The following is a 24,497-nucleotide window of genomic DNA, read 5'->3' as shown; positions in this document are numbered from 1 at the left end:
TGCCGTGAAGGTGCCTACTTCAAGAACTCGGCGTCCCTTGGCACGCCGGCATCGATCGGCTCGGCCGTCCGGTTAGACACGGCGCTGATCTTCCCGGCGGGCGACAGGTTCGGGCGCACGTAGACCTGCGCGACGCCGTCGACCCGGCTGTAGAGGTCGATGATGTCCTGGTTCATGAAGCGCACGCAGCCGGACGAAGCGTTCTTGCCGATGGAATCCCACTCCGGCGTGCCGTGCAGTCGGTACATCGTGTCCTTGCCATCGCGGAAAAGATAGAGCGCCCGGGCGCCCAACGGGCTCTGCGGGCCGGGCGGCATGCCGTCCTTGTATTTCGCCAGTTCCGGCCGGCGCTGGATCATTTCCGGCGGCGGCGTCCAGACCGGCCATTTCTTCCTTGCCTGAACCACGGCGCTGCCGGTCCATCCGAAACCGGCCTTGCCGAGGCTGACGCCATAGCGGATGGCCTGGCCGCCGTCGCGCACCAGATAGAGGAAGTGCTCGGAGGTATCGACGACGATCGTGCCAGGTTTTTCTCCGGTCGGGTCGGGCACGATCTGGCGTACGAACTTCGGATCGAGCTTGGCTACCGGAATTGCCGGCAGCTGATAGCCCTCGTCGACACGCGCCGCATACATGCTTTCGGCAGCCCCGAAAGCCGACTCGCTTGGCGGCGGCGGCGCGGGTACTGGCGGCGCCGCTGGCGACGGTGCCACGTCCGTCGTGGTGCATGCCGAAAGCGCAACGGAGGCCGCGCCCAAGGCGGATGCACCGAGAAACACACGCCGGTTCAGGCGCTCAAGAAACAGCGGACTATCGGACATGATCCCCCAGCTATCCATAAGATCTAACGAGTGCGTCCCCACGCACCCGGGATCAATATCCCATTCGGGAAGCTTTGAGAACATGACCGAGCCAGGACACGTCAGAGCATGATGCCGAAAAGTGTGAAGCGGTTTTCGGGTGACATCATGCTCTATCTCTTTGATTTGGAGACGGATTCAGATTTCAGGTCGTTTCGACCTGAAATCATCCGGCTCCAGGCGAATTTCCGATGCCGGATCGACCTGTCCCGTTAAATCGGCAATCATCCACCGACCGGACTCAAAAACCAGCCTTTGCCAAACAGCCCACCATGGATGAGAAGACGCACGCCCGCCGGCGCACCGGCGACCTCACCAGCGGCCCGATCCCGCGCACGCTGCTGTTGTTCGCCCTGCCCGTGCTCGGTTCCAACGTGCTGCAGTCGCTCAACGGCTCGATCAACGCCGTCTGGGTCGGCCGCTTCCTCGGCGAAGCGGCGCTGACCGCGACCTCCAACGCCAATCTGGTGCTGTTCCTGATCCTCGGCACGGTGTTCGGCATCGGCATGGCCGCCACCATCCTGGTGGCGCAGTCGGTTGGCGCCCGCGACCTGCCGGAGGCGCGCCGCATCGTCGGCACCAGCGCCACCTTCTTCTTCCTCGTCTCGGTGGTGTTCGCCGTCTGCGGCTGGGTCTGGGTCGACGCCATACTCAACACGCTCAGCACGCCGGCCGACGCGCTGCCGCTGGCGCGCTCCTACTTGCGCATCATCTTCGTCGCCGTGCCGATGATGAACCTCTTGTCCTTCGTCATGACGGTCCTGCGCGGCGCCGGCGATTCACGCACCCCGTTCGTATTCATGGCGTTGGCCGTTCTGCTGGACATCGTGCTCAACCCGCTGCTCATCCGCGGCATCGGCCCCTTCCCCGAACTCGGCATTGCCGGGTCAGCCACCGCGACGCTGATCGGCCAGACGGTGAGCGTCATCGCCATCCTCGTCGTGCTCTATGCGCGCAAGCATCCACTCAGGCTCGCCGGTGCCAACCTGGCCCTGTTGCGGCCGGACCCGACGCTGCTCAGGATCGTCGTCTTCAAGGGCGTGCCGATGGGCCTGCAGATGATCGTCATCTCGGTCGCGGCGCTGACGGTGATGGGCATCGTCAATTCCTACGGCTCGCAGGTCGCCGCCGCCTACGGCATTGCCGCGCAGCTCTGGACCTATATCCAGATGCCGGCCCTGGCCATCGGCGCCGCCGTCTCCTCGATGGCGGCGCAGAATGTCGGCGCCGGGCGCTGGGACCGTATCGGCAAGGTCGCCGCTTCGGGCGTCGGCTTCAATCTGGCGCTGACCGGCGCGCTGGTCTTCCTGCTGTTCCTCTTCGATCGTTCGATCCTCAGCCTGTTCCTCAGCACCGACAGCGCGGCCATCGACATAGCCGCCCACATCAACAACGTCGCGTCCTGGTCGTTCATCCTGTTCGGCGTCACCATCGTGTTGTTCGCCACGGTGCGCGCCACCGGCGCGGTGATGCCGCCGCTGATCATCCTGGTGATCTCGGTACTGATCGTGCGCACCGGCTTTGCCTATTTCCTCAGGAGCGTGATCGGCGAGGAGGCGCTGTGGTGGAGCTTTCCGGCCGGCTCGGTCACCTCGCTGGCGCTGGCCGCCGCCTACTACCGCTTCGGCGGCTGGCGCACCATGCACATGATCGAGGGCAGGCCGGCCGCCGGCGAGCCGCCGGACACCGGCCTCGGCGTGCCGCGCCAGCGCGCGAACATGGCGCCCGAGACGCCGAACGGCTGAAGACAAGCGTGTCCACAAGGCTGGTGCCTCCACCGCGAAGATCGTGATCATGCCGGCAAAGGCAGCTTGCCGTCATCGCGCTCCTGACAGGATGGTCAGTATGGCGTCGCGCGAAATCCTCTCGTACCCTTCGCTTGGTCCAGAGGGGGGAGAATCGATGGGAAAAGGACGGGTCGAAGCATTCACCGATGGCGTCGTCGCCATCATCATCACCATCATGGTGCTGGAGCTGAAGGTGCCGCATGGCGAGGATTTTGCAGCACTCGCGCCCTTGTGGCCGGTCTTCTTCAGCTATGTGCTCTCCTTCATCAATGTCGGCATCTACTGGAACAACCTGCACAACATGTTCCACACCGTACAGCGCGTCGATGGACGTGTCCTGTGGGCCAACCTCAACCTTCTGTTCTGGCTGTCGTTGATGCCGGCGACGACCGCCTTCATGGGCGAGAACCATTTCGCGCCGGTTCCTGTCGCCGTCTACGGCATCGACCTGGCGCTGTGCGCCGTCGCCTACACGATCCTGGTCACCAAGCTGCGCCACCTGCACGGCGCGGACACGACATTCACCAGGGCGGTCGGCCGTGACACAAAAGGCAAGATCTCGCTGGCGGTCTATATCGCGGGCGTGCTGCTCACCTTCGTCAACCAGTGGATCGGCGTTGCGCTCTATGTGGCGGTGGCGATAACCTGGTTCGTGCCGGACAGGCGGTTCGAGAGGCTTATCGAAAAATAGGCGTTGCAAGAGCAATTCCAGGAAAAGTGTGAAACGGTTGGGCTCGGCGACTTCGCCGTAGCCTCCTGTCCGGAATTGCGGAAAAACAAAGAGATAGAGCGGCTCGCCGTTTCCGTGAAACGGTGAACCGCTCTACGTCCGCATCGCCTTCAGCTTTTCGGCGACCGACGCGGCGAGGTCGGCATAGCGCTCCTCCAGCCGCTCGGCCGCCTTGATGACCGGAAAGTCATGGTCGAATTTCTCCAGCGCCATGCGCAGCTTCTCGACGAACTCCGCCTGCTTTTCCAAAGCCGAGAACAGCGTCTTGACCTGCGCCTCGTTGATGTCGGGATTGGCCAGCATCTTCGGCACCTCGCGACCCATCTGGTCGCCGGTGGCGGTCTGCTCCTTCAGGATTTCGACCCAGTCGGTCAATCGCCGAACCTCCGTTTGCAGACGCCAGCATGCGCAGCCGCCGCCGCCCGGTCAACCCGAAGACGCCAGGCAGACTTGCCAGGGCGCCATCCGGCGCTAAGTTCGGCGCCACCCCAAACAAGGACCTCGCAATGACCACCGACGCCGAAATCCAGACCGCCCTGCCCGCCCTCGCCTCCGGCAATGTCGCCGTCGTCACCGGCGGCGCCAGCGGCATCGGCCTCGCCGCCGCCAAGCGGTTCGCGGCAATGGGCATGAAGATCGTGCTGGCCGATATTGGCGGCGCACGCCTCGACGAAGCAGGTCGGGCGGTCGCCGCGATCGGCGGCGACGTGCTTGCCGTCGCCACCGATGTTTCCGAGGCTGACGAGGTCGACCGTCTGGCGGAAAAGGTTGGAGCAGCCTTCGGCGCCGTATCCTTGCTGATGAACAATGCCGGCGTCGGCAACAATCCCGGCAAGCCGTGGGAAAACCGCGATGCCTGGAAGCGGCTGCTCGCCATAAATTTCTGGGGCGTCGTGCATGGCGTCGAGGCGTTCGCGCCAAGCATGCTGGCATCCGGCAAGCCCGGTCTGATCATCAACACCGGCTCGAAGCAAGGCATCACCACGCCGCCCGGCAACCTCGCCTACAACGTCTCCAAGGCCGGCGTTAAGACCTTCACCGAGGGCCTTGCACACGCCCTGCGCAACGAGCCGGGCGCGAAGGTCTCCGCCCACCTGCTCATTCCGGGCTTCACCTATACCGGCCTGACCGAAGGCGCGACGGAAAAGCCGGCCGGCGCCTGGACAGGCGAGCAGGTCATCGACTTCATGCTTTCTTCGCTGCTACGCAGCGACTTCTACATCCTGTGCCCCGACAATGAGGTGGCGCGGACGACTGACGAAAAACGCATGGCCTGGGCGATTGGCGACATCATCGAGAACCGCCCCGCTTTGTCGCGCTGGCATCCGGACCACAAGGATGCTTTCGCGGCTTTCATGAACCGCTAGTCTGGCGGCCGGCCGAAGCAGCAGCCTGCTTCTTCGGCCCGGGCTTCGACGCGACGGCCTTCTTGGCGGCCAGTTCGGCGATCTTGCGGTCATGCCGTTTCGCCGCCCGCTCGCACTTGTCGCGAATCTCCTCGACTTCCGATTCCGTCAGGTGCTCGATGCCGATGAAGGTGTTGTGCGCCTTGCCGGCCCGGATCAGTTCGTCGAGCTTGGCCTGGATAGCCGCGCCGTCGCGGTTCTGGGTGTTCTGGATGAGGAACACCATCAGGAAGGTGACGATGGTGGTGCCGGTGTTGATGACCAGCTGCCAGGTATCGGAAAATCCGAAGAACGGCCCGCTCAGCGCCCAGACGACGACGATCAGCACGCAGGCGGCGAAGGTCGGCGGCATGCCGGCCACATGAGCCACCCAATTGGCAATCCTGGTGAAGAGCCTCTCGATCATCGGAATTCCTCGGCAGTCGCGAACTGCGAAAGAAACAGCCAACACACGCTCCCGGTTCCCCACGGCGTGCAATCGGGCACACGCGGAAAGCGCAGGCTTGGGAAAAAACACCTTATGGGTTTGTTGCGATAGTGCCGGAGCAGGCAGGAAAGCCTGTTCCTTCCGCTTCACGGCGGTTTACCTCCGACCCCTTCCGCTGCGCCACCCCCGCATGGCGGAAGGGGTTCGTTTTGCGCGGAAAACGATCGCGCGCGGCAGCCTCCAATCGAATCAGGAAGCGTTGTTTTCCCAGCGGTCGAGGAATTCTTCGATCGGAAGGGCCTGCATGTCGGGAACCGCCCTGGCCAGTTTCTCCGGCGGCCAGTCCCACCAGGTAAGGCGTTCGATCCGCGCCGCGATCTCGGCGCTGAAGCGCTGGCGAAGCGGCCTGGCCGGCACGCCGGCGACGATCGTGTAGGCCGGCACGTCATGCGTGACCACCGCATTGGCGCCGACGATGGCGCCATTGCCGATGGTGATGCCCGGCATGATCACTGCGCCATGGCCGATCCAGACATCGTGGCCGATGCTGACCGACCTTGCCTGCCGCCGCTCCCGGAACCCGGCGTCGACGCCCAGCCAGCGGAAATATTCGTTCGGCCGGTAGCTGACCTTGTGCTGTGTCAGCCGCTCGATCGGATGCTCGAGCGCATTGATGCGGCTGTTGGCGGCGATCGAGCAGAACTTGCCGATCGTCGTGTAGATCGCTTCCGCATGGCGCTCGAAATAGGAGAAGTCGCCGACCGTCACTTCGCGCAGGATCACCCGCTCGCCGATCGAGGCGTAGCGGCCGAGCTTGCACGCCTTCAGTTCCGCGGTCGGATGGATACGCGGCTCCGGATCTTTCAGCACAAGGTTTTCGGCATGGTCCACAAGGCGGCTTTACCCCCGCGCAATTGCTCCTGCAAGGCGGAAGCAATTGTCCCGCGCAATTGCTGCCGCAAGGCGGAAGCAATTGTCGCGTGGTCAAACACGCCCAGAGAGTGCGAACCGGCTATTGCGGCTTGCCCTTGGTCCACACCACGTTCTGGCCATAGAGCGGGATCGTTGTGACCGACATCTTCGCCGAGCCGTTCTGCACCTGGCGCGAATGCGAGAGGTAGATCAGCGTCTCGTTCTTCTTGTCGTAGATGCGGTTCACCACCTGCTTCTTCCAGATCAGGCTGAGGCCCTGCTTGAACACCTCCTCGCCGCCTTCGCCCATGTCGATGTCGCCGATGGTGATCGGCCCGGTCTGGCGGCAGGAGATCGAGGAATCGGACGGATCCTCGAACCAGTTGCCCTTGTGCAGGCGATCGATGACGCTGCGATCGAAATAGGCGACGTGGCAGGTGACGCCCTCCACTTTCGGATCCTTGATCGCCTCGACCATGATGTCGTTGCCGACCCAGTCGACGCCGACCTTGCCGACTTCCTCTGCCGCCGCGGCGCCAGCGCCAAGAACGAGGCATGCGGCAAGCGCGCCGCCGATCAGTTTTTGCAAGAGAGCCTCCTCGGTTCGAGTTGCCGGTCTCAGGTGGGATGGAAGCGCGCCGTTTGCAAGGCGACCGACGGGCGACGCGCTAGGCCTGGCGGAACCTCAGCATCTGTCGCAGCACGTCGGTCTTGAGGACGAAGTGCTGGACCAGCGCGCCGGCGACGTGCAGCAGCACGACATAGAGCAGGATGTCCTTGCCAAGCACATGCACCAGCCCGGCTCCTGGCACCTGGAAGAACCAGGCGGCGGCGCCGGAAAGCGGTACGATGAAGATGAGGGCGTAGATCACCAGATGCGCGGCTTTGGCCAGCAGCCACAACGCCGGATGCTCCATGCCCGAGACCGGCGGCACGCCGCGCGTCGCCCTCAGCCAAAGCCGCCACGCCGCCAGCACCAGCACCGCGAGGCCGAGCACGACATGCATGTAGGCCAACGGTATATCTCCGGCGGCCGCCTCCTGCCCCCGGCGAAAGGCGCGCCAGACATGCTCCATGCCGTCATGGGCGAGGAATTGAACCAGGATCAGCACGGCGATGCTCCAATGCAGCCAGATCTGGGTCTTCGAATAGGAGGCTGCCTGCATGTCCGGTCCATCGCTGAATTGTCTATCGCGAAGATAGGCTGGGAGAAAAACCGGTCAAATTAAGGATTGGTAATATGCATCCACGGCCACGGCCCGCATCGGGCCGGTTGCGGCAACGCGGCATCTTTGCCACGGCCGCCTCTACCCGCTAAGACTGCTCGGGCAAGGTGCCCGATTGGGCGCCCAATGGAAGATCGCGACGGACATTTCCTGATGATGCGTTCAATCCTGGTCGGCATTCTCGTCCTGATGGCGGCGGGCATCGGCTGGCTCACCTTCGACTGGTATCGCGGCCACTATGGCGGCGAGCCCTACGGCGGGTCCTTCGCGCTGGTCGACCAGAAGGGCGCGCCGATCACCGAAGCCGCATTCAGGGGCCATCCGAGCGTCGTCTTCTTCGGCTTCACGCACTGCCCCGAGGTCTGCCCGACCACGCTCTTCGAGATGACCGGCTGGCTGAAGACGCTGGGCGACGAAGGCAAGAACCTCAATGCCTATTTCGTCACCGTCGACCCCGAGCGCGACACGCCCGAAGTTGTGAAAGCCTATGTCGGCAATTTCTCCGACCGCATCGTCGGCATCAGCGGCGACCCCGACAAGGTCCATGCCATGGCCAAAGCCTTCGGCATCTACTGGAAGAAGGTCGATACCGGCGACGGCGATTACACGATGGACCACACCGCTTCGGTGCTGCTGCTCAATGGGAAGGGCGAATTCTCCGGCACCATCGCCTATGGCGAAAGCGCCGAAACGGCTGTTGCCAAGCTGAAGCGCCTGGCGAACGAAGGCTGACACCATCCCATGGCGCAGACGCGGCTCCATTTCACCGCCGGCAAGATCGATGCCGACCGCATCTTTGCCGCGCTCGATGCGGCCTTCGAGGATGAGGGCCTGCCGCTTGCCGTGCTGGAGATCGACGAGGATCGCGACATCCACGAAGTCTCGCTCTATGCCGATGGTGACGTCGATGCGGTCGAGAACCGGGTCAAAGCCATCCTGGCCGGCCTGGCGCTGAAGAAACAGATCGAGCGCGAGCAGCTTCCCGACGTCGACTGGGTGGCGCGCTCGCTTGAAGGGCTGAAGCCGGTGCGCGCCGGCCGCTTCTTCGTCCACGGCGCGCATGACCGCGACAAGCGCCACAGCGGCGACCTCGCCATTGAGATCGAGGCTGGGCTTGCCTTCGGCACCGGCCACCACGGCACCACCGCCGGCTGCCTCGAAATGCTGGAAAAGGTCGTCCGACGCGAGCATCCACGCAACGCGCTCGACCTCGGCACCGGCAGCGCCGTGCTGGCGATCGCGGTGGCCAGGCTCGCGCATATCCCGGTGCTGGCGACCGACATCGACCCGGTCGCGGTCAAGGTCGCCGCCGCAAATGCGCGCCTCAACCACGTCAAGGCGCTGGTGGAAACGGTAACGGCGCCGGGCTTCCACCACCCGATCTTCGGCAAGCGCGCGCCCTTCGACCTCATCGTTGCCAACATACTGGCGCGGCCGCTGATGCGGCTGGCGCCGGAGATGGCGAAGCACATCAGGCTGGGCGGCTCGATCGTGCTGTCCGGCATCCTCGACCGCCAGCGCGACGCCGTTGTCTCGGCCTATGTCGGCCAGAGCTTTCGCCACGTCCGCACCCTCCACCGCGAAGGCTGGGTGACGATCCATCTCAAGCGCTGAAACTGGACCAATCTGACCCTGCCGGAAATCGATTCCGGTTTTGGGGGCCATGCGTTACGGTCGCGTCGAACAGAGGAGGCCCATCATGTTCCAGACCTTCGATTCGGCGGGCGATCCGTCTGTCGGCAAGCCGCGCGTGGCGCTGCTGCGGCAATGGCTGGCAGAAAACGGGCTCGACGGATTCATCGTGCCGCGCGCCGACGAGCATCAGGGCGAATATGTCGCCGACCGCTCGGCGCGGCTGAAATGGCTGACCGGCTTCAGCGGCTCGGCGGGCGTCGCCATCGTTCTTAGCGACCGCGCCTTCGTCTTCGTCGACGGGCGCTACACGCTGCAGGTTCGCAGCGAAGTCGATCTCGACATCTTCTCGATCGAGAGCCTCGTCGACAACCCGCCCGCCTCCTGGATCAAGGACAATCTCGGTAAGGGCGCAAGGCTCGGCTTCGATCCCTGGCTGCATACGCTGAGCGAGATCAAGGCGCTGAAAGCTTCGGCCGAGCAGTCCGGCGCGACGCTGGTGCCGCTCGACAAGAACCCGATCGACATTATCTGGAAGGACCAGCCCGAGCTGCCGCTGGCACCGGTCGAGATCCATCCCATCGGCTTCGCCGGCGAACTGGCCAAGGACAAGCTGGCGCGGCTGGCGGCGGCGATCGACAAGGAAGGCGCGACGCATGCGGTGCTCACCGACCCGTCTTCGATAGCCTGGGCCTTCAACATCCGCGGCGGCGACGTGCCGCACACGCCGCTGGCGCTCGGCTTCGCGATCCTTGCCGCCGATGGCAAGCACCAGCTGTTCATGGACCAGCGCAAGTTCCCGCGCATGGTTGCCGCCTATCTGACGCAGCTTGCCGATCTGCACGAGCCCGGCGAGTTCGAAGCGGCTGTTGTCACGCTGGCCAAGGGTGGCGCCAGAATCGCGCTCGACCCCGTTCTGGCGGCCGAGAAGCTTGGGATGCTCGTCGAGGCCAATGGTGGCACGGTGGTTTCCGCGCCCGATCCGGCCCGCATTCCGCGCGCCACCAAGAACCAGGCCGAGATCAACGGCAGCCGCGCCGCGCACCGTCGCGACGGTGCGGCTATCGCCAAGCTGCTCTGCTGGCTCGACCGGCAAAAGCCGGGCACGCTCGACGAGATCGCCGTCGTCACCAGGCTGGAGGAGGTGCGCCGGCAGACCGGCGAGGAAACGCAGATGCCGCTGCGCGACGTCTCCTTCGACACGATCTCCGGCGCCGGCCCGAACGGCGCCATCATGCACTACCGCGTCTCCCGCGCCACCAGCCGCAAGCTGTCCGATGGCGAGCTGTTCCTGCTCGATTCCGGCGGCCAGTATCAGGACGGCACCACAGACATCACCCGCACCGTGCCGATCGGCCAGCCGACCGAGGAGATGCGCGAGCGCTTCACGCTGGTGCTGAAGGGCATGATCGGCATTTCCATGCTGCGTTTCCCCGCCGGCACACGTGGCTCCGAAATCGATGCCGTGGCGCGGATGGCGCTGTGGAAGCATGGCTGCGACTTCGCCCACGGCACCGGCCACGGCGTCGGCTCCTATCTAGCCGTCCATGAAGGCCCGCAGCGCATCGCCCGCACCGGCACCGAGAAGCTGCTCGCCGGCATGATGCTTTCCAACGAGCCCGGCTACTACAAGGAAGGTGCCTACGGCATCCGCATCGAGAACCTGGTGCTGGTGACGCCGGCCGAGCCGCTGGAGGGTGGCGACATCGCCATGCACGGCTTCGAGACGCTGACGCTGGCGCCGATCGACAAGCGTCTTGTGCGCACCGAATTGCTGACACGCGACGAATTGCATTGGCTGGACGAATACCATGCGCGCGTGCTGGCCGAGATCGGACCGATGCTCGACGGCGAGACGCTGGCCTGGCTGGAGAAAGCGACCGCGCCGCTGCCGCACGACGCCAAGATCTGATTTCTATCCGACGAACTGCCTGGCAAGAATCAGCACGGCGGCGCCCGTTAGGAACATCGACATCAACCCACCGCGCAACGACACGACCGCGGTGACGATCAGCGCCGCCCATTCGGCGGGGCCGGCGCCGAGCACGGCCGGCGCCACCAGCGTTGTCAGCACCGCCGCCGGCACGGCATTCAAGCCGGCCTCGACGCGCGGATGAACGCTATCGAAGCGCGAGATGATGAGATGCCCGCCGACGCGGGTGAGATAGGTCGCGATCGCGCCGGCGATGATGATCCAGAAGGTGGCGCTCATGGCCGTTCCCCCACGCCGCTGTGGTGCGGCGGCAGGATGACGGCGAGCAGCACGCCGGCGATGGCGCCAATCGAGACATGCCAGGGCGAGCCGACCGTCTTGTAGGCGACGATCGAGGCGACTGCGCTTGCCGCGACGATCGGCAGCCACAATGGCCGCTTGCGGAAGCCCATGACGAGGCCGAGGAAATAGATCGGCAGCAGGAAGTCGATGCCCAGCGCGTGCGTGTCGGGGATGAGCTTGCCGAACACCGCGCCGAGCGCGCTTTCGATCACCCAGAACACATAGACCGGCAGGCCGAGCCCGAGATACCAGGCAAAGCCCACCGTCTCGCCGGACACTGCCTTGGCCTCGGAAACGGCATATTGCGGGTCGGTCATGATGAAGAAGCCGAGCGCCTGCTGCACCACCGGCCAATGCGAAATGCGCCGGCCGAGGCCGGCTGAATAGAGCACGTGGCGGAAATTGACGGCGAAGATCGACAGCACGATCAGCCATGGCGCGACATGCTGGCCGAACAGTTCGATACCGACCATCTGGCTGGCGCCGCCGAAGATCAGCGCGCTCATCAGGAAGGCTTCGAGCACCGAAAAACCATTGTCGACGGCGATCGCCCCGAACAGCAGGGCGAATGGCGCCGAGGCGACCACGACGGGCATGCTCAGCCGCACGCCGTCCCAGAAATCACTCTTCACGTTGCTTTCGGAGATCGCTTCCGCCGACATCGTTCGCTCCCTTGGAGGGCCAGATGTAGGGAGCGCCGCCTTTCTTGTCACACCAATTCGCTTGAGCGCAACGATCAGCGGAACTGATTGGCGCTAGGATTTATGCGATATCGTGCACTCACTTTCCGGAATGTCGCCAAGCTCCTTTGTCTCGATCAAGAGATCAAGTCGCGGAAAGCTCCTGACAACGACAAAACCCGCTTTCTCACAAGCCGCCACACATCGCGTGACATTCAGTAGTGGATTCTTGCTTCGTCCTAACATGTTGACGCCATAGGTGCCGCTTGAGCACTCGGCATTGGCGCCGTCTGCGCCCCGGTGCAGGTAAACGGCATCAAAAGTTTCGCCAACAAAGCAGCCGGCGAGGCCGAATAGCGCTGCTGTCAGAACAATATATCGACCCGGAATCACAATGGCTCCGCACCTGCTGAAAGGCGAAACTAGGCCTGCACTGGCTTGCCCTGGATCGCCCTGCCCCAGTCGAGCAACGGCTTGGCGCGCAAGGTGAAATCGACGAGCTCGTCGACCAGCGCGGCCGAGTGGATTCCCGCCGGGTCGATTGCCTGCTGGACGTAAAAGTGCCGGTTGCGGATGGCTTCGGCCAAGTCGGTGTCGGTGACATGCTCGAAGCCGCGCGGCATGCGCTTCATGCGGTCCTTGGTCTCGAATTCGAGACGGTTCTTCTTCAAGGCCGCCAGCAGGGCGCGATACTTGTCCGGCCGCGTCGCGATGGCGTTGCGCATGGCGAGCAGCAGTTCGGGACCGGGCTGCCACCAGGCAACGCCTGAAAAGCATCGTTCGAGCCCGATATGCACGTAGAAGACGCCCTGCTCCATCTTGGTGCCGTCGGGCGACAGGATGGCCGACAGATGCCGGTTGTAGGGCCGCTTGTCCTTGGAGAAGCGCACGTCGCGATTGATGCGGAACAGCGACTTCTTGCGGTCGCCGCGCAAGCCGAGACCGGCAGCAGCGAAACGCTCGGTCAGCGTCTCGACGAGATCGCAGAACGGCTCGTGCAACTCGCTTTCATAGAGGTCGCGATTCTCCTGGAACCACTCCCGGTTCTGGTGGAAGTCGAGCGCCTTCAGGAATGGAATGGCCTTTTGGCCGAAGCCCTTGAACGTGCCGGCCATCAGCCGCCCCTGCCGATTCGCTGCAGCCAGGTGTCCTCGTCGATCACCTCGATGCCAAGCGCGGTGGCATCCTTCAGCTTCGAGCCAGCGCCCGGCCCGGCCACGACCAGATCAGTCTTCGCCGAAACCGAGCCCGCGACCTTGGCGCCCAGGCGTTCCGCCATCGCCTTCGCCTCGGAGCGCGTCATCTTCTCCAGCGAACCGGTGAAGACGACCGTCTTGCCGGAGACTTCGCTGCCGGCCGAGATGTCCACAACGTACGGCTTCGGCTCGACCTGCTTGAGCAGCTTCTCAAGCACGTCGTCGTTGCGTTGATTGCCGAAGAAATCGCGCAGCGCGCCGATCACCGTGTCGCCGATGCCATTGATCGACGGGAAGACGGTGTGCGGGTCGTCGGCCTTGGCCGTCTCCTTGCCGGCGCGGATCAGCTCCTCCATGGTCGAGAAGGTGCGCGCGAGCACGGCGGCCGTCGTCTCGCCGATATGGCGGATGCCGAGCGCAAAGATGAAGCGGTCGAGTTCCGGCTCGCGGCGTGCGTCGATGGCGGCGAAGAGCTTGTCGAGACCTTCATAGTTGCGCTCCTCGACACTGCGCACATTCTTGCGCGTCTTGCCCGATGCCGCCTCGCGCTGCCTCGCCTGCTCCTCGCGCCGCTCGGCCAGCGCCCTTGTGACGTCGGGGCGGCGATCCTTGAGCGTGAAAATGTCGGCGGCGGTCTTGATCAGCCCGGAGTTGAAGAACAGGTCGATGTTTTCCGCGCCCAGCCCTTCGATATCCATGGCGCCGCGCGACACGAAATGGCGCAGTCCCTCAACGGCCTGCGCGGCGCAGATCAATTCGCCCGTGCAGCGCCGGCGGGAATCCTCCTTGCCGGTCTTCTCGTTGATCTCGCGCGTCGCCGGCGAGCCGCAGATCGGGCACGTATGCGGAAATTCATAAGGCACGGCATCGGCCGGACGCTTGTCGATGACGACGCTGACGATCTGCGGAATGACGTCCCCTGCCCGCTGGATCACCACGGTATCGCCGATGCGGACATCGATGCCGTCGCGGATCGGCAGGCCGTTGCTGTCCAGGCCCTTGATATAGTCCTCATTGTGCAGCGTGACGTTCTCGACCACGACGCCGCCGACCGTGACGGGTGCCAGCCGCGCCACGGGCGCCAGCGTGCCGGTGCGGCCGACCTGGATGTCGATCTTCTGTACGGTCGTCATCGCCTGTTCGGCCGGGAACTTGTGCGCGACGGCCCAGCGGGGTTCCCCGGTGACGAAACCCCAGCGGCGCTGCAATTCAAGCTGGTCGACCTTGTAGACGACGCCGTCGATGTCGTAGCCCAGCGACGAGCGCTGCTCTTCGATCCGGTGATAATGCGCGATCAATTCCTCGACCGACCTGGCGCGCACCATCAGCGGACTGATCTTGAACCCCCACTCGGCGAATTTCTGCACCGAATCGTACTGGGTCGGAGCCGGATCCTCTGTCGTGTATCCCCAGGCATAGGCGAAGAATTTGAGGTTGCGGCTGGCGGTGACCGACGGATCCTTCTGCCGCAGCGACCCGGCCGCCGTGTTGCGCGGATTGACGTAGTCCTGGCCGCCGGCAGCCGCCGAGCGTTCCTTCAGCGCCTCGAACTCCGCATAGGTCATGTAGACTTCTCCACGGATCTCGATGCTTTCGGGCCAGCCTGAGCCCCTCAGGGTCTTCGGTATATCCGCGATCGTCTTGAGATTGGCGGTGATGTCCTCGCCGACGGCGCCGTCGCCGCGCGTTGCGCCCTGCACGAACACGCCGCGTTCGTAGCGCAACGAGGCCGACAGCCCGTCGATCTTCGGCTCGGCGGTGAAGGCGATGTCCAGATCCTTGTCGCGGTCGAAGAACCGCCGGCCGCGCTCGATGAAGTCGGCGACGTCCTCATCGGTATAGGCCTTGGCGAGGCTGAGCATCGGCACGGCATGACGTACCTTGGCAAAGCCTTCCGCCGGCGGCGCGCCGACGCGGCGCGACGGCGAATCCTCACGCACCAGGTCCGGGAAACGATGCTCGATGGCGAGATTGCGCCGCGTCAGCGCGTCATACTCTGCATCGGAAATTGTCGGCGCATCCTCGGTATGATAGCGCCGGTCGTGCTCGGCGATCTCCTCGGCCAGCCGCTTCAGCTCGTCTGCGGCTTCGCTTTCGCTGAGCGAATCGACTTGTTTTTCCGACATGCTTGGCAGTCCCTGAGTTGTGGCGCGCCACTATAAATCAGGATTCGCCGATCGGGAGTCGGGTTGCGTCAAAATCATTCCCGAACAGCAAGATGCAGCCATATCCTGACTCAGATTCCAAGCACGGAGAATCAAGCACCTAGGATGTGTTGAGATTCAGGTCAGGCCGAGTCGAGAAGGGTGGATTCCGAGAACCGGAGCGGAGCGTACTTTTGGGTACGTGAGCACCGGAAGCGCAGGAAGCCGCCCTTCGCAGGCCGGCCTCACCTGAATATCAGCACAGCCTAGCTAGGCTGCCGCCGTGTTCTCGCGCAGCAGCCGCTCGGCCGCCGCGCGCGCCTCGTCGGTGATAGTGGCGCCGGCCAGCATGCGCGCGATCTCCTCCTGGCGCGCCGGCCGGTCCATCTCGGCGATGCCGGTGGCGACCTTGTCGGTGCCGCCGGATTTGGAGATCAGGAAATGCGTTGCCGCGCGCGCCGCCACTTGCGGCGCGTGGGTGACGGACAGCACCTGCACGCGCTTCGACAACCTAGCCAGCCGCTGGCCGATGGCATCGGCCACGGCGCCGCCGACGCCGGTGTCGATTTCGTCGAAGACGAGCGTCGGCGCCGAACCGCGATCGGCCAGCGCCACCTTCAGCGCCAGCAGGAAGCGCGACAGCTCGCCGCCGGAAGCGACCTTCATCATCGGGCCGGGCCGCGTCCCCGGATTGGTACGCACCCAGAACTCGACCTGGTCGATGCCCTCTTCCATGCGGCTCTCGGCATCGCTCGCCATCTCGACGATGAATTCGGCGCGTTCGAGCTTGAGCGCCGGCAATTCGGCCATCACCGCCTTGGTCAGCCCGACCGCGGCCGCGTGACGAAGCGATGACAGTTGCGCGGCGGAAATGTCGTAGGCCTCGCACGCCGCGGCCGCCTGCTTCTCCAGCCCATGCAGGCGCTCCTCGCCGGCATCGAGATCGGCGAGATCAGCCGCCATCGTATCGCGCAACTGCGCCAGATCGTCCACCGCGACGCTGTGCTTGCGCGAGGCGGCGCGCAGCGCAAACAGCCGCTCCTCCGCCTTCTCCAGCCGTTGCGGATCGTACTCGGTGGCGCGCAGTGCCGCCTCGACGCCGGACTGCGCCGCATCGAGCGACAGCATCGCCTCGTCAAGCGACTTCACGACGTCGTCGAGCAGCCCCGGCACCTCGCCCGCCTTGCGCTGCAGGCGCCGTAGCAGGCTGGCCAACTGCGGCAACGGCGAGGATGGTCCCGAAAGCACGTCCTGCGCGTCATGGATTTCCGAGGCGATCTTCTCCGCCCGCATCATCTGGGCGCGCAGTTCGGCAAGCTCGCTCTCTTCGCCCGGTTGCGGATCGAGCTTCGCCAGTTCCGCGACCGAGGCGCGCAGATAGTCGGCTTCGCGCGCGGCGGCCTCAACCTTGGCGCGGTGTTTTGCCAGATCCTGCTCGCAGCCGCGCCAGAAGCGCCAGGCCTCGCCGGCCGCGCGCGCGGCGCCGAGATGGCCGCCGAAACTGTCCAGCAATTCGCGATGCGCACCCGGATCGACCAGGGCGCGCTCGTCATGCTGGCCATGGATCTCGACCAGCGCATGGCCGACATCGCGCATCAGCGTGACACTGGACGGCTGGTCGTTGACGAAGACGCGCGTGCGGCCATCGGCCGTCTGCACCCGGCGCAGGATGATGTCGCCATCATCCTCGATGGCGTTGTCGGCAAGCAGCGCGCGGGCCGGATGGTTGCGCGGCACATCGAACACAGCAATGACCTGACCCTGCGTGGCGCCGTGGCGAACAAGTGACGCATCACCGCGCGCGCCGAGCGCCAGGGACAGCGCATCGAGCAGGATGGATTTGCCGGCGCCGGTCTCGCCGGTGAGCACCGAGAGACCGGGCAAGAAGTCGATGTCCAGCTTCTCGATCAGGACGATATCGCGGATCGACAGCCTGGACAGCATCGCGGACGTCAGGCGCCGGTGATCAGTTTCCCGGCCTTGGATATCCACGACCCGGCATTTTCGCGCGGCTCAAGCCCGTTGCTCTGCAGGAGCTTGTAGGAATCCTTGTACCACTGGCTGTCGGGATAGTTGGTGCCGAGCACCGCCGCGGCGGTCTGCGCTTCCGAGGTCAGCCCCATGGCGTAGTAGGTTTCGGTCAGGCGCGCCAACGCCTCCTCGACATGGCGGGTGTTGGAATAGTTCTCGACCACGGTCCGGAAGCGCTTGACCGCGGCGATGTATTCGCGGCGCTCGAGATAGTAGCGGCCGATCTGCATCTCCTTGCCGGCGAGCTGGTCGGTGGCGAAGCGGATCTTCTCCTTGGCGTCGTCGACATATTCCGACGTCGGCCAGCGCGTCACCAGATCCTGCATCGTCTGCACGGTGAGACGGGCTTCCTTCTGGTCCTGCGTGACGTCCTTGATCTGACGGTAGTAGCTCAGCCCGATGATGTACTGGGCATAGGCGGCGTCGTCCGTCGACGGGTAGAGCGTGAGATAGCGCTTGGCCGAGCCGATCGCCTCGTCATAGTTGCCCTGCCGGTAGTCGGCGAAGGCGCCCATCACCATCGATTTGCGGGCGAACTCCGAATAGGGATGCTGGCGGTCGACGGCGTCGAACTTGCGGCTCGCCTCCTGCAGGCGTCCGGCGTTCAGATTGGCGAGGCCCTGATTGTAGAGGACGTCGGCCGGCTCGGTCTGATCGACATAGGTCGACAGGTCGACGTCCTTCTCGGAGGACATGCAGGCCGACAGGAAGAGCGATGGAACAACCACCGAAAGCGCCAGGAAAACAGCCCGGTGCGGCGCTTTCGATTGACCAACTCGCTTGAAGAACATGATTGGATTCCGCCCTTTCGGCGTCATTTCAGTCGTCATTTCGCTCTGGGGCAGCAGCCATAAACCATAACCGCCGTGCCCGGCAACGCTATCTCCGGCCAATCGCACATTTTTGTGGCGGTTTGGCGCTGGCGCCGCAATGGGACGATTTCACCCACCGATGATGCATCCATGCAACACCGGTCGGGCGCCACAAAGCCAGAAAATCGTTAAGAATCAGATCATCCAGGGCGCGTAGAGTGGCGCGCTCACGGCAATCATTTCGGCGCTGCGGCCACGCTCGCGACGTGTGGTTTCGACGATCTCGAATGCAGACCGGTCGGACAGAAGCCGACGCAAGGCCGCCGCATTCATCCTGTGGCCGCCGCGATAGGAGCGGAAGCAGCCGATGAAGCGGGCGCCGGCAAGCGCCAAGTCGCCCATGGCATCCAGCGTCTTGTGGCGCGCGAATTCGTTGGTGTAGCGAAGGCCGCCCATGTTGATGACGCGGTTGTCGTCGCCGATCACCAGCGAGTTCTCCAGCGACGCGCCGAGCGCATAGCCGGCGGCCCAGAGACGCTCGACGTCCTTCATGAAGCCGAAGGTGCGGGCCCGCGCGATGTCGCGGCGGAAAATGTCGGGGTTGATGTCGGATGCGAAGAGCTGGCGGCCAATGGCCGGGCTCTCGAAATCGATCTCGATCTCGAAGCGCGTGCCGTCATAGGGCCTGAACTCGGCCCATGAGGCGCCATTCTCGATGCGGACCGGCTTGACCACCCGGATGTAGCGGCGCTTGACCGGCAGCGTCTCGATGCCCGCCTGGTCGAAGGCCTCGACAAAGGGCACGGCGCTGCCGTCGAGGATCGGAACCTCACGGCCGTCGATCTCGATGACGAGATTGTCGACGCCAAGCCCGAAGACCGCGGCCATCAGATGTTCGACGGTGCCGATGTGGTCGCCCGCCGGATCGCCGAGCATGGTGCAGAGGTCGGTCGCGCCGACTTCCGAGACCAGCGCGCGGAACTCGCGGCTCTCGCCGCCATTGGAAAGCTGGAAGACGATGCCGGTATCGGCATCCGCGGGCAGGAAATTGACGGTGACGGGCTTGCCGCTGTGAACGCCGGTCCCCGTAAGAGTCGCGCGCGATTTAAGTGTCGTCTGATAGTCGTGCAAGACAAACCCCATGGCCCATACTGCCTGCGTCCGCTTTATCGGCTCCCCGAGTATTTTGCGGCCAAATGGATCACCTGGCGTGCGCATGAATGCGGCAAAATAAACAAGGCCGTGCGGCTCTTGATATGATCGGCAGGCAGGGCCAACTCCCCGAATCCCGGCAAGCCGATAGTGCTCCGGGCGAAGATAGTGGCCCGGCTGGGAGAGTCCAAATCACGGTTTCTTACCCTCTGTAACCGCGATCGGACGCAAGGAAGCGCTTGCAACATCTTGTTTTTACAGCACTTAATATATTAACAGGCAAACAATCGCTTGTCTGCCTGTTAACAACTGTTACGAACCGTTAACGGTCAATTGGCCTGGCGGCGCAGGAATGCCGGGATCTCCAGCTGGTCGTCTTCCTGCACGGCCCGGCTCTGCGTCGTCAGCCGGCCCTGGTCGTCGAGCTGGCCGCGGCGCGGCGCGTAGAGCTGCGGATCCTGGCTGGCGAGACGGCGCACTTCCGGTGCGGCCTGGCGCAGTTTGGGCTCGCGCGGCTGCGCCGGCTGCAGCCGGGCAGGCTCTTCCTCGCGGCGCGTCAACCCGTTGGTCAGGCGCTTCAGCAGTCCCATCGGTCCGCCATTCTCATGGTCGACCGGACGGCTCTTGGCCTCCACCTCGGCCTTCACCACCGGCGGAAAGTCCTCGACGCGCGGCATGCGCTGGGGCGCGGCGGCAACCGGCTGCGACATTTCCCTGAGCGGCGCGGGTTGCACCACCTGCTGCTGAACGATGGGCTGCGGCTGGGCGGGCGGCGCCTGGAAGATCTTGCTCTGCGGACGGAACTCTTCCGCATGCGCCGTCGGCGCCGGGCGGGCCTGTGCCATTGCGGCGGCATTGGCTTCGGCAAGCTGGATCGCCTCGGCGACCGGATCGGCAGCGCGCGGCTCATAGGTCTGCTGCAGGACCGGAGCCGGCCGGCTTTCCGCGACCGGAGCGGCCGGGCGGGTGATCGGCTTCTGCGGCGCCGCGCGGATCGAGATCGGCGCCGCGGCGATTTCCGCCGCCGACTTGTCGATGCCGGTGGCGACCACCGAGACGCGGATCACGCCTTCCAGTTCCTCGTCGAAGGTGGCGCCGAGGATGATGTTGGCGTCCTGGTCGACCTCTTCGCGAATGCGGGTCGCGGCTTCGTCGACCTCGAACAGGGTCAGGTCGCGGCCGCCGGTGATCGAGATCAGCAGGCCCTTGGCGCCCTTCATCGAGGTCTCGTCGAGCAGCGGGTTGGCGATCGCGGCTTCGGCGGCGGCCATGGCGCGGCCCTCGCCCGAAGCCTCGCCCGTACCCATCATCGCCTTGCCCATCTCGCGCATCACCGAGCGGACGTCGGCGAAGTCGAGGTTGATCAGGCCTTCCTTGACCATCAGGTCGGTGATGCAGGCAACACCCGAGTAAAGCACCTGGTCGGCCATGGCGAACGCGTCGGCGAAGGTGGTCTTGTCATTGGCCAGCCGGAACAGGTTCTGGTTGGGGATGACGATGAGCGTGTCGACGCATTTCTGCAGTTCCTCGATGCCCAAGTCGGCCGTCTTCATGCGGCGCTGGCCCTCGAAATGGAACGGCTTGGTGACGACGCCGACGGTGAGGATGCCCTTCTCGCGCGCGGCGCGGGCGACAACCGGAGCAGCACCTGTGCCGGTGCCGCCGCCCATGCCGGCGGTGACGAAGCACATATGGGTGTTGGAGAGGTGATCGATGATCTCATCGATGCATTCTTCCGCTGCTGCGCGGCCGACCTCCGGCTGCGAGCCGGCGCCGAGACCCTCGGTCACATGCGCGCCGAGCTGGATCAGCCGCTCCGCCTTCGACATGGTCAGCGCCTGCGCATCGGTGTTCGCCACCACGAACTCGACACCGCGCAAGCCGGCGGTGATCATGTTGTTGACCGCATTGCCGCCGCCACCGCCGACACCAAACACGGTGATGCGTGGCTTCAGCTCGGTGATGTCCGGCTTTTGCAGATTGATGGTCATTGTCTCCGTCCTTTGCCTTTCCCGCCGCTTCGCCGCTGCGGCCGCCTATGGGGCTGTCCCCGTCAATTTTAGAAACTGTCTCTCAACCACTGACTCATGCGATGCAGTTTTCCACCTGTTCCGGTCATCTTGAGACCGGAAATTCCCTTCGCCGAATGGCTCTCGAAGCTTGCCATCTGCGGATAGATCAAAAGCCCGACCGGGGTCGAGAACGCCGGCCCCTTGGCCGCCTCGGGCAGGCCCGCCACGCCGAGCGGGCGACCGATGCGCACATTGCGGCCGAGGATGCGGCGCGCCGCTTCCGGCAGGCCGGAAAGCTGGCTGGCGCCGCCGGTGAGCACGACGCGCTTGCCGACGGCATTGCCGTAGCCGGACTTGTTCAGCCGGTCGCGCAAAAGCTCCAGCGTCTCGTCGATGCGGGCGCGGATGATGCGCGTCATCATCGAGCGCGGAATCTGCAGCGGCACCTCGCCTTCCTCGCCGATCGGCTGGATCGAGACGAGGTCGCGATCGTCGGCGCTGCCAGGCAGTGCCGAACCGTGCATCACCTTCAGCCGCTCTGCGGCATCGAGCGAGGTCGACAGGCCCTTGGCCATGTCGAGCGTGACATGGTTGCCGCCAATGGCGATGGCGTCGCCGTGAACGAACTTGCCTTCCGAGAACACCGAGATCGTCGTCGTACCGCCACCCATGTCGATGCAGGCGGCGCCCATTTCGAGCTCATCGTCGACAAGTGCGGCAAGTCCGCTGGCATACGGGGTTGCCACCATGCGCTCGACCGAGAGATGCGAGCGGTTGATGCAGAGCTCCAGGTTGCGCAGCGGCGCCGAATCGCCCGTCAGCACATGCATGTCGACGCCCAGTGCGTCGCCAACCATGCCGCGCGGGTCGCGCACGCCGCGTTCGGCGTCGAGCGAGAAGCCGACGGGAAGCGAATGGATCACCTCGCGCTCGGCCTTCAGCGCCTGCTTGGCGCCGGCGGCAAGCACGCGCTTGATGTCGGCCTCGTCGGCCTGATGGCCGCCGAGATTGATCGTGGCCGAGAAGGTCTCGCTCTTCAACCGCCCGGCGGTCATGTTGACGATCAGCGAATCCACCGTCAGCCCAGCCATCCGCTCGGCGGCGTCGACGGCAAGGCGGATGGCGTGCTCGGCCCGGTCGAGGTCGACGACAACACCCGACTTCACGCCTTGCGATTTCTGGTGGCCGATACCGATCACCTGGATGCGATGCGAGCGCCCGCGCAGCAGCTTGCCATCCTCACGCGGCTTCAGCTTCGCCACCACGCAGCAAACCTTGCTCGAGCCGACATCGAGCACCGTCAAGGTGCCGGACCGGCGCGAGGAGGCATCGCTGTTGCCGCCAAGCCAGCTCATATCTTCGTCTCCGGCTTGCGCTTCGTCAGGCTCTTCGGCTTTTCATTGAGCGCGGCTTCGCGCTGCGTCGCCGCCTCCGGCGTCAGCTGCACGACCAGGCGGTCGGACAGGCGCATGTCGACGGCCGCGATATCGCGCGTCAGAAGCCCGTTGTCGCGGTCCATCCTGACCAGGGCGGCGATCGCCTGGTCTTCGCCGTCTTCCGGCAGCTTGACCGTGATGCCGTTCTCCAGCTTAAGGTCCCAGCGCCGCTCGCCGACGCGGATATAGCCTTTGACCCTCGCCGCAAGCTCGGGATAGCGCTTCACCTTGGCAAGGAAGTCCGGCGCCCTGGCCGGCGCGCCGGTGCCGATGATCAGCGGCAGCAACGCCTGCTTGCCACCAGAGAACGGGGCGATGATCTGGCCGTCGCGCTCGATGACCGAAAGCGAGTTGCCCTGCTGCCAGAGCGCGAAAGGCTCACGCTCCTCGACGCGCACTTCGAGTGTATGCGGATAGACCTTGCGGACCGCGGCGACCTCGACCCAGGGCAGCGTCCTGATCCGCTCGCGCGCGGCCTCGGCATCGAAACCGATCAGCGAGGTCCAGCCGTCGAGCTCGAGCCGATCCAGTATGTCGATCTCGGAGGTTTCGCGGTTGCCGACGACCTTGATCTGATCGACCGCGAAACCGGTGCGCGCTGTGACGCCCTGGACGACGCCGTCGATCTGCCCGCCAAGATAGGCGCCATAGGCGCTGCCGGACCCGATCAGCACAGCCGAAAGGATCGCCGCGGAGAAAGGCGGGGCCGCGAACTCACCGCCACCAAGGCGCGCCAGGACGCGCACCGGCCGGCGAAGCATGCGCGGCAGCACGAAATGGTCGAACGACAATGGCAGACCGAACAGCGCCGGCCCGGCGCCAGCCCCCTTGCCCTGTCCCCACCTCAACGCAGACACGAAGCGTCCTCCACCATCCAACTCAACAGTTCGCCGAACGAATGCCCCGCATGAGCGGCGATTTCAGGCACCAGAGACGTCGGCGTCATGCCCGGCTGGGTGTTGACCTCGAGCCAGACAACCTCGCCGTTTTCGGAGTGACGGTCATCGTAACGGAAGTCCGACCGGGAGACGCCCCGGCAACCGATAGCTTGGTGAGCCTTAAGCGCCAGTGTCTGTATTTTTTGGTAAATATTCGGTGAAATTTTTGCAGGGGTTTCGTGTTTTGACCCGCCCGCCACGTATTTCGAATCGTAATCGTAGAAGGAATGGCCGGTCGGGATGATCTCGCAGACACCAAGCGCCACATCGCCCATCACCGCGCAGGTCAACTCACGCCCGTGGATGTAGCGCTCGACCATGACGGTCTCGCCGTATTTCCACTCGGACGAACCGATGACCTGCGGCGGATGCGACTGCCCTTCGTGCACGATGACGACGCCAAAACTCGACCCTTCGTTGACCGGCTTGACCACATAGGGCGGCTTCATAGGATGCTTGTTCTGAATGGCGAAGCGGTTGGCCACCTTGGATTCCGCCACCGGAACGCCGGCCGCCTTGGCGATCTTCTTGGCAAGCTCCTTGTTCATGGCCAGAGCCGAAGCGAGCACACCCGAATGGGTGTAGGGAATTTCGAGATATTCGAGGATGCCCTGAATGGTGCCATCCTCGCCGAACGGGCCATGCAGCGCATTGAAGGCGACGTCCGGCTTGAGCGCGGCAAGCACGGTGCCGACATCGCGCGAAACGTCGACGCGGGTGACCTTGTAGCCCTCATTCTCGAGTGCATCCGCACATGCCTTCCCCGAAGACAGGGACACGGGCCGCTCCGACGAAAAACCACCGAGCAGGACGGCCACATGCTTGCTCTTCATCTCCCGTC

Annotated in this window: 23 protein-coding genes; 6 read left to right on the top strand and 17 right to left on the bottom strand. The window is 64.5% G+C overall.

Going from position 1 to position 24,497, the window contains the following annotated elements; all coding sequences use genetic code 11:
• Positions 1-14: 14 nt before the first annotated feature.
• Positions 15-821: a L,D-transpeptidase gene (locus JG743_RS13300; RefSeq protein WP_202300833.1), complete on the bottom strand. Its 807-nt coding sequence runs from the start codon at positions 819-821 to the stop codon at positions 15-17.
• A 311-nt stretch (positions 822-1,132) separates the two neighbouring features.
• Between JG743_RS13300 and JG743_RS13295 the strand changes: the two genes are divergently transcribed.
• Both JG743_RS13295 and JG743_RS13290 read left to right on the top strand, forming a co-directional pair.
• The gene (locus JG743_RS13295; RefSeq protein ID WP_202300832.1) at positions 1,133-2,605 is read left to right on the top strand and encodes an MATE family efflux transporter; all 1,473 of its coding nucleotides are present in this window, start codon (positions 1,133-1,135) and stop codon (positions 2,603-2,605) included.
• A 157-nt stretch (positions 2,606-2,762) separates the two neighbouring features.
• A complete protein-coding gene (locus JG743_RS13290) occupies positions 2,763-3,338 on the top strand; it encodes a TMEM175 family protein (RefSeq protein WP_202300831.1) in 576 nt (191 codons plus the stop codon).
• A 132-nt stretch (positions 3,339-3,470) separates the two neighbouring features.
• Here the strand turns inward: JG743_RS13290 and JG743_RS13285 are convergent, their stop codons facing one another.
• Positions 3,471-3,752 carry a hypothetical protein gene (locus JG743_RS13285; protein ID WP_202300830.1) on the bottom strand — a complete coding sequence of 94 codons (282 nt, stop codon included), beginning with the start codon at positions 3,750-3,752 and terminating at the stop codon, positions 3,471-3,473.
• A 131-nt stretch (positions 3,753-3,883) separates the two neighbouring features.
• Here JG743_RS13285 and JG743_RS13280 point away from each other — a divergent pair, with 131 nt between their 5' ends.
• Complete coding sequence (locus JG743_RS13280) at positions 3,884-4,744, top strand: SDR family NAD(P)-dependent oxidoreductase (RefSeq protein WP_202300829.1); 861 nt, start codon at positions 3,884-3,886, stop codon at positions 4,742-4,744.
• Here JG743_RS13280 and JG743_RS13275 read toward each other — a convergent pair.
• The 4 genes from JG743_RS13275 to JG743_RS13260 all read right to left on the bottom strand — a co-directional run bounded on the left by JG743_RS13275 (position 4,731) and on the right by JG743_RS13260 (position 7,288).
• Positions 4,731-5,189 (bottom strand): low affinity iron permease family protein, encoded by a 459-nt coding sequence (locus JG743_RS13275; protein ID WP_202300827.1) that lies wholly within the window; start codon positions 5,187-5,189, stop codon positions 4,731-4,733. The two genes, JG743_RS13280 and JG743_RS13275, sit on opposite strands and share 14 nt — an antisense overlap.
• A gap of 270 nt (positions 5,190-5,459) precedes the next feature.
• Positions 5,460-6,101 carry a DapH/DapD/GlmU-related protein gene (locus JG743_RS13270; protein WP_202300822.1) on the bottom strand — a complete coding sequence of 214 codons (642 nt, stop codon included), beginning with the start codon at positions 6,099-6,101 and terminating at the stop codon, positions 5,460-5,462.
• Positions 6,102-6,222: 121 nt separating this feature from the next.
• Positions 6,223-6,711, bottom strand: coding sequence for a CreA family protein (locus JG743_RS13265; protein WP_202300820.1), 489 nt, complete (start codon positions 6,709-6,711; stop codon positions 6,223-6,225).
• Between the two features lie 79 nt (positions 6,712-6,790).
• Positions 6,791-7,288, bottom strand: coding sequence for a cytochrome b (locus JG743_RS13260; RefSeq protein WP_202300818.1), 498 nt, complete (start codon positions 7,286-7,288; stop codon positions 6,791-6,793).
• Between the two features lie 213 nt (positions 7,289-7,501).
• Between JG743_RS13260 and JG743_RS13255 the strand changes: the two genes are divergently transcribed.
• From JG743_RS13255 to JG743_RS13245, 3 genes are all read left to right on the top strand, one after another.
• Entirely contained in the window at positions 7,502-8,080 is a 579-nt protein-coding gene (locus JG743_RS13255; RefSeq protein ID WP_202300817.1) for an SCO family protein, read from the top strand.
• Between the two features lie 9 nt (positions 8,081-8,089).
• A complete protein-coding gene (locus JG743_RS13250) occupies positions 8,090-8,962 on the top strand; it encodes a 50S ribosomal protein L11 methyltransferase (RefSeq protein WP_202300816.1) in 873 nt (290 codons plus the stop codon).
• 85 nt (positions 8,963-9,047) lie between these two features.
• Positions 9,048-10,892 carry an aminopeptidase P family protein gene (locus JG743_RS13245; RefSeq protein WP_202300815.1) on the top strand — a complete coding sequence of 615 codons (1,845 nt, stop codon included), beginning with the start codon at positions 9,048-9,050 and terminating at the stop codon, positions 10,890-10,892.
• A gap of 3 nt (positions 10,893-10,895) precedes the next feature.
• On the opposite strand, the gene JG743_RS13240 is transcribed toward JG743_RS13245, so the two are convergent.
• The 11 genes from JG743_RS13240 to JG743_RS13190 form a co-directional block, all read right to left on the bottom strand.
• Complete coding sequence (locus JG743_RS13240) at positions 10,896-11,192, bottom strand: AzlD family protein (protein WP_202300813.1); 297 nt, start codon at positions 11,190-11,192, stop codon at positions 10,896-10,898.
• On the bottom strand, positions 11,189-11,917 hold the full coding sequence (locus tag JG743_RS13235; RefSeq protein ID WP_202300811.1) for an AzlC family ABC transporter permease: 729 nt from the start codon (positions 11,915-11,917) through the stop codon (positions 11,189-11,191). Before JG743_RS13235 ends, JG743_RS13240 begins: the two co-directional genes overlap by 4 nt.
• Positions 11,918-12,357: 440 nt before the next feature.
• Positions 12,358-13,050: a DUF2461 domain-containing protein gene (locus JG743_RS13230; RefSeq protein ID WP_202300809.1), complete on the bottom strand. Its 693-nt coding sequence runs from the start codon at positions 13,048-13,050 to the stop codon at positions 12,358-12,360.
• On the bottom strand, positions 13,050-15,257 hold the full coding sequence (ligA, locus tag JG743_RS13225) for an NAD-dependent DNA ligase LigA (protein ID WP_202300807.1): 2,208 nt from the start codon (positions 15,255-15,257) through the stop codon (positions 13,050-13,052). The genes JG743_RS13230 and ligA overlap by 1 nt, the downstream gene beginning before the upstream one ends.
• A 288-nt stretch (positions 15,258-15,545) precedes the next feature.
• Positions 15,546-17,219 carry a DNA repair protein RecN gene (gene recN / locus JG743_RS13220; protein WP_202300805.1) on the bottom strand — a complete coding sequence of 558 codons (1,674 nt, stop codon included), beginning with the start codon at positions 17,217-17,219 and terminating at the stop codon, positions 15,546-15,548.
• Between the two features lie 8 nt (positions 17,220-17,227).
• Complete coding sequence (locus JG743_RS13215) at positions 17,228-18,097, bottom strand: outer membrane protein assembly factor BamD (protein ID WP_202300803.1); 870 nt, start codon at positions 18,095-18,097, stop codon at positions 17,228-17,230.
• A gap of 216 nt (positions 18,098-18,313) precedes the next feature.
• Positions 18,314-19,261 (bottom strand): UDP-3-O-acyl-N-acetylglucosamine deacetylase, encoded by a 948-nt coding sequence (gene lpxC / locus JG743_RS13210; protein ID WP_202300801.1) that lies wholly within the window; start codon positions 19,259-19,261, stop codon positions 18,314-18,316.
• Positions 19,262-19,599: 338 nt separating this feature from the next.
• Positions 19,600-21,261 carry a cell division protein FtsZ gene (gene ftsZ, locus JG743_RS13205; protein ID WP_202300791.1) on the bottom strand — a complete coding sequence of 554 codons (1,662 nt, stop codon included), beginning with the start codon at positions 21,259-21,261 and terminating at the stop codon, positions 19,600-19,602.
• Between the two features lie 68 nt (positions 21,262-21,329).
• Complete coding sequence (gene ftsA, locus JG743_RS13200; RefSeq protein WP_202300788.1) at positions 21,330-22,637, bottom strand: cell division protein FtsA; 1,308 nt, start codon at positions 22,635-22,637, stop codon at positions 21,330-21,332.
• Positions 22,634-23,575: a cell division protein FtsQ/DivIB gene (locus JG743_RS13195; protein WP_202300786.1), complete on the bottom strand. Its 942-nt coding sequence runs from the start codon at positions 23,573-23,575 to the stop codon at positions 22,634-22,636. The genes ftsA and JG743_RS13195 overlap by 4 nt, the downstream gene beginning before the upstream one ends.
• Positions 23,563-24,489 carry a D-alanine--D-alanine ligase gene (locus tag JG743_RS13190; protein ID WP_202300784.1) on the bottom strand — a complete coding sequence of 309 codons (927 nt, stop codon included), beginning with the start codon at positions 24,487-24,489 and terminating at the stop codon, positions 23,563-23,565. The genes JG743_RS13195 and JG743_RS13190 overlap by 13 nt, the downstream gene beginning before the upstream one ends.
• Between the last annotated feature and the right edge of the window lie 8 nt (positions 24,490-24,497).

Source organism: Mesorhizobium sp. 131-2-1 (assembly GCF_016756535.1).
Taxonomy (GTDB): Bacteria; Pseudomonadota; Alphaproteobacteria; order Rhizobiales; family Rhizobiaceae; genus Mesorhizobium.
This window is presented reverse-complemented; position numbering and strand designations above follow the sequence as displayed.

What these genes read in the sequence shown, in the direction of transcription:
- JG743_RS13215 (WP_202300803.1), bottom strand. Translation starts at nt 18,097, where the DNA reads ATGTTCTTCAAGCGAGTTGGTCAATCGAAAGCGCCGCACCGGGCTGTT.
- ligA (WP_202300807.1), bottom strand. Translation starts at nt 15,257, where the DNA reads ATGTCGGAAAAACAAGTCGATTCGCTCAGCGAAAGCGAAGCCGCAGAC.
- JG743_RS13275 (WP_202300827.1), bottom strand. Translation starts at nt 5,189, where the DNA reads ATGATCGAGAGGCTCTTCACCAGGATTGCCAATTGGGTGGCTCATGTG.
- JG743_RS13290 (WP_202300831.1), top strand. Translation starts at nt 2,763, where the DNA reads ATGGGAAAAGGACGGGTCGAAGCATTCACCGATGGCGTCGTCGCCATC.
- lpxC (WP_202300801.1), bottom strand. Translation starts at nt 19,261, where the DNA reads ATGGGGTTTGTCTTGCACGACTATCAGACGACACTTAAATCGCGCGCG.
- ftsA (WP_202300788.1), bottom strand. Translation starts at nt 22,637, where the DNA reads ATGAGCTGGCTTGGCGGCAACAGCGATGCCTCCTCGCGCCGGTCCGGC.
- JG743_RS13190 (WP_202300784.1), bottom strand. Translation starts at nt 24,489, where the DNA reads ATGAAGAGCAAGCATGTGGCCGTCCTGCTCGGTGGTTTTTCGTCGGAG.
- JG743_RS13260 (WP_202300818.1), bottom strand. Translation starts at nt 7,288, where the DNA reads ATGCAGGCAGCCTCCTATTCGAAGACCCAGATCTGGCTGCATTGGAGC.
- JG743_RS13255 (WP_202300817.1), top strand. Translation starts at nt 7,502, where the DNA reads ATGATGCGTTCAATCCTGGTCGGCATTCTCGTCCTGATGGCGGCGGGC.
- JG743_RS13230 (WP_202300809.1), bottom strand. Translation starts at nt 13,050, where the DNA reads ATGGCCGGCACGTTCAAGGGCTTCGGCCAAAAGGCCATTCCATTCCTG.
- JG743_RS13240 (WP_202300813.1), bottom strand. Translation starts at nt 11,192, where the DNA reads ATGAGCGCCACCTTCTGGATCATCATCGCCGGCGCGATCGCGACCTAT.
- JG743_RS13235 (WP_202300811.1), bottom strand. Translation starts at nt 11,917, where the DNA reads ATGTCGGCGGAAGCGATCTCCGAAAGCAACGTGAAGAGTGATTTCTGG.
- JG743_RS13300 (WP_202300833.1), bottom strand. Translation starts at nt 821, where the DNA reads ATGTCCGATAGTCCGCTGTTTCTTGAGCGCCTGAACCGGCGTGTGTTT.
- JG743_RS13245 (WP_202300815.1), top strand. Translation starts at nt 9,048, where the DNA reads ATGTTCCAGACCTTCGATTCGGCGGGCGATCCGTCTGTCGGCAAGCCG.
- JG743_RS13250 (WP_202300816.1), top strand. Translation starts at nt 8,090, where the DNA reads ATGGCGCAGACGCGGCTCCATTTCACCGCCGGCAAGATCGATGCCGAC.
- JG743_RS13295 (WP_202300832.1), top strand. Translation starts at nt 1,133, where the DNA reads ATGGATGAGAAGACGCACGCCCGCCGGCGCACCGGCGACCTCACCAGC.
- ftsZ (WP_202300791.1), bottom strand. Translation starts at nt 21,261, where the DNA reads ATGACCATCAATCTGCAAAAGCCGGACATCACCGAGCTGAAGCCACGC.
- JG743_RS13280 (WP_202300829.1), top strand. Translation starts at nt 3,884, where the DNA reads ATGACCACCGACGCCGAAATCCAGACCGCCCTGCCCGCCCTCGCCTCC.
- recN (WP_202300805.1), bottom strand. Translation starts at nt 17,219, where the DNA reads ATGCTGTCCAGGCTGTCGATCCGCGATATCGTCCTGATCGAGAAGCTG.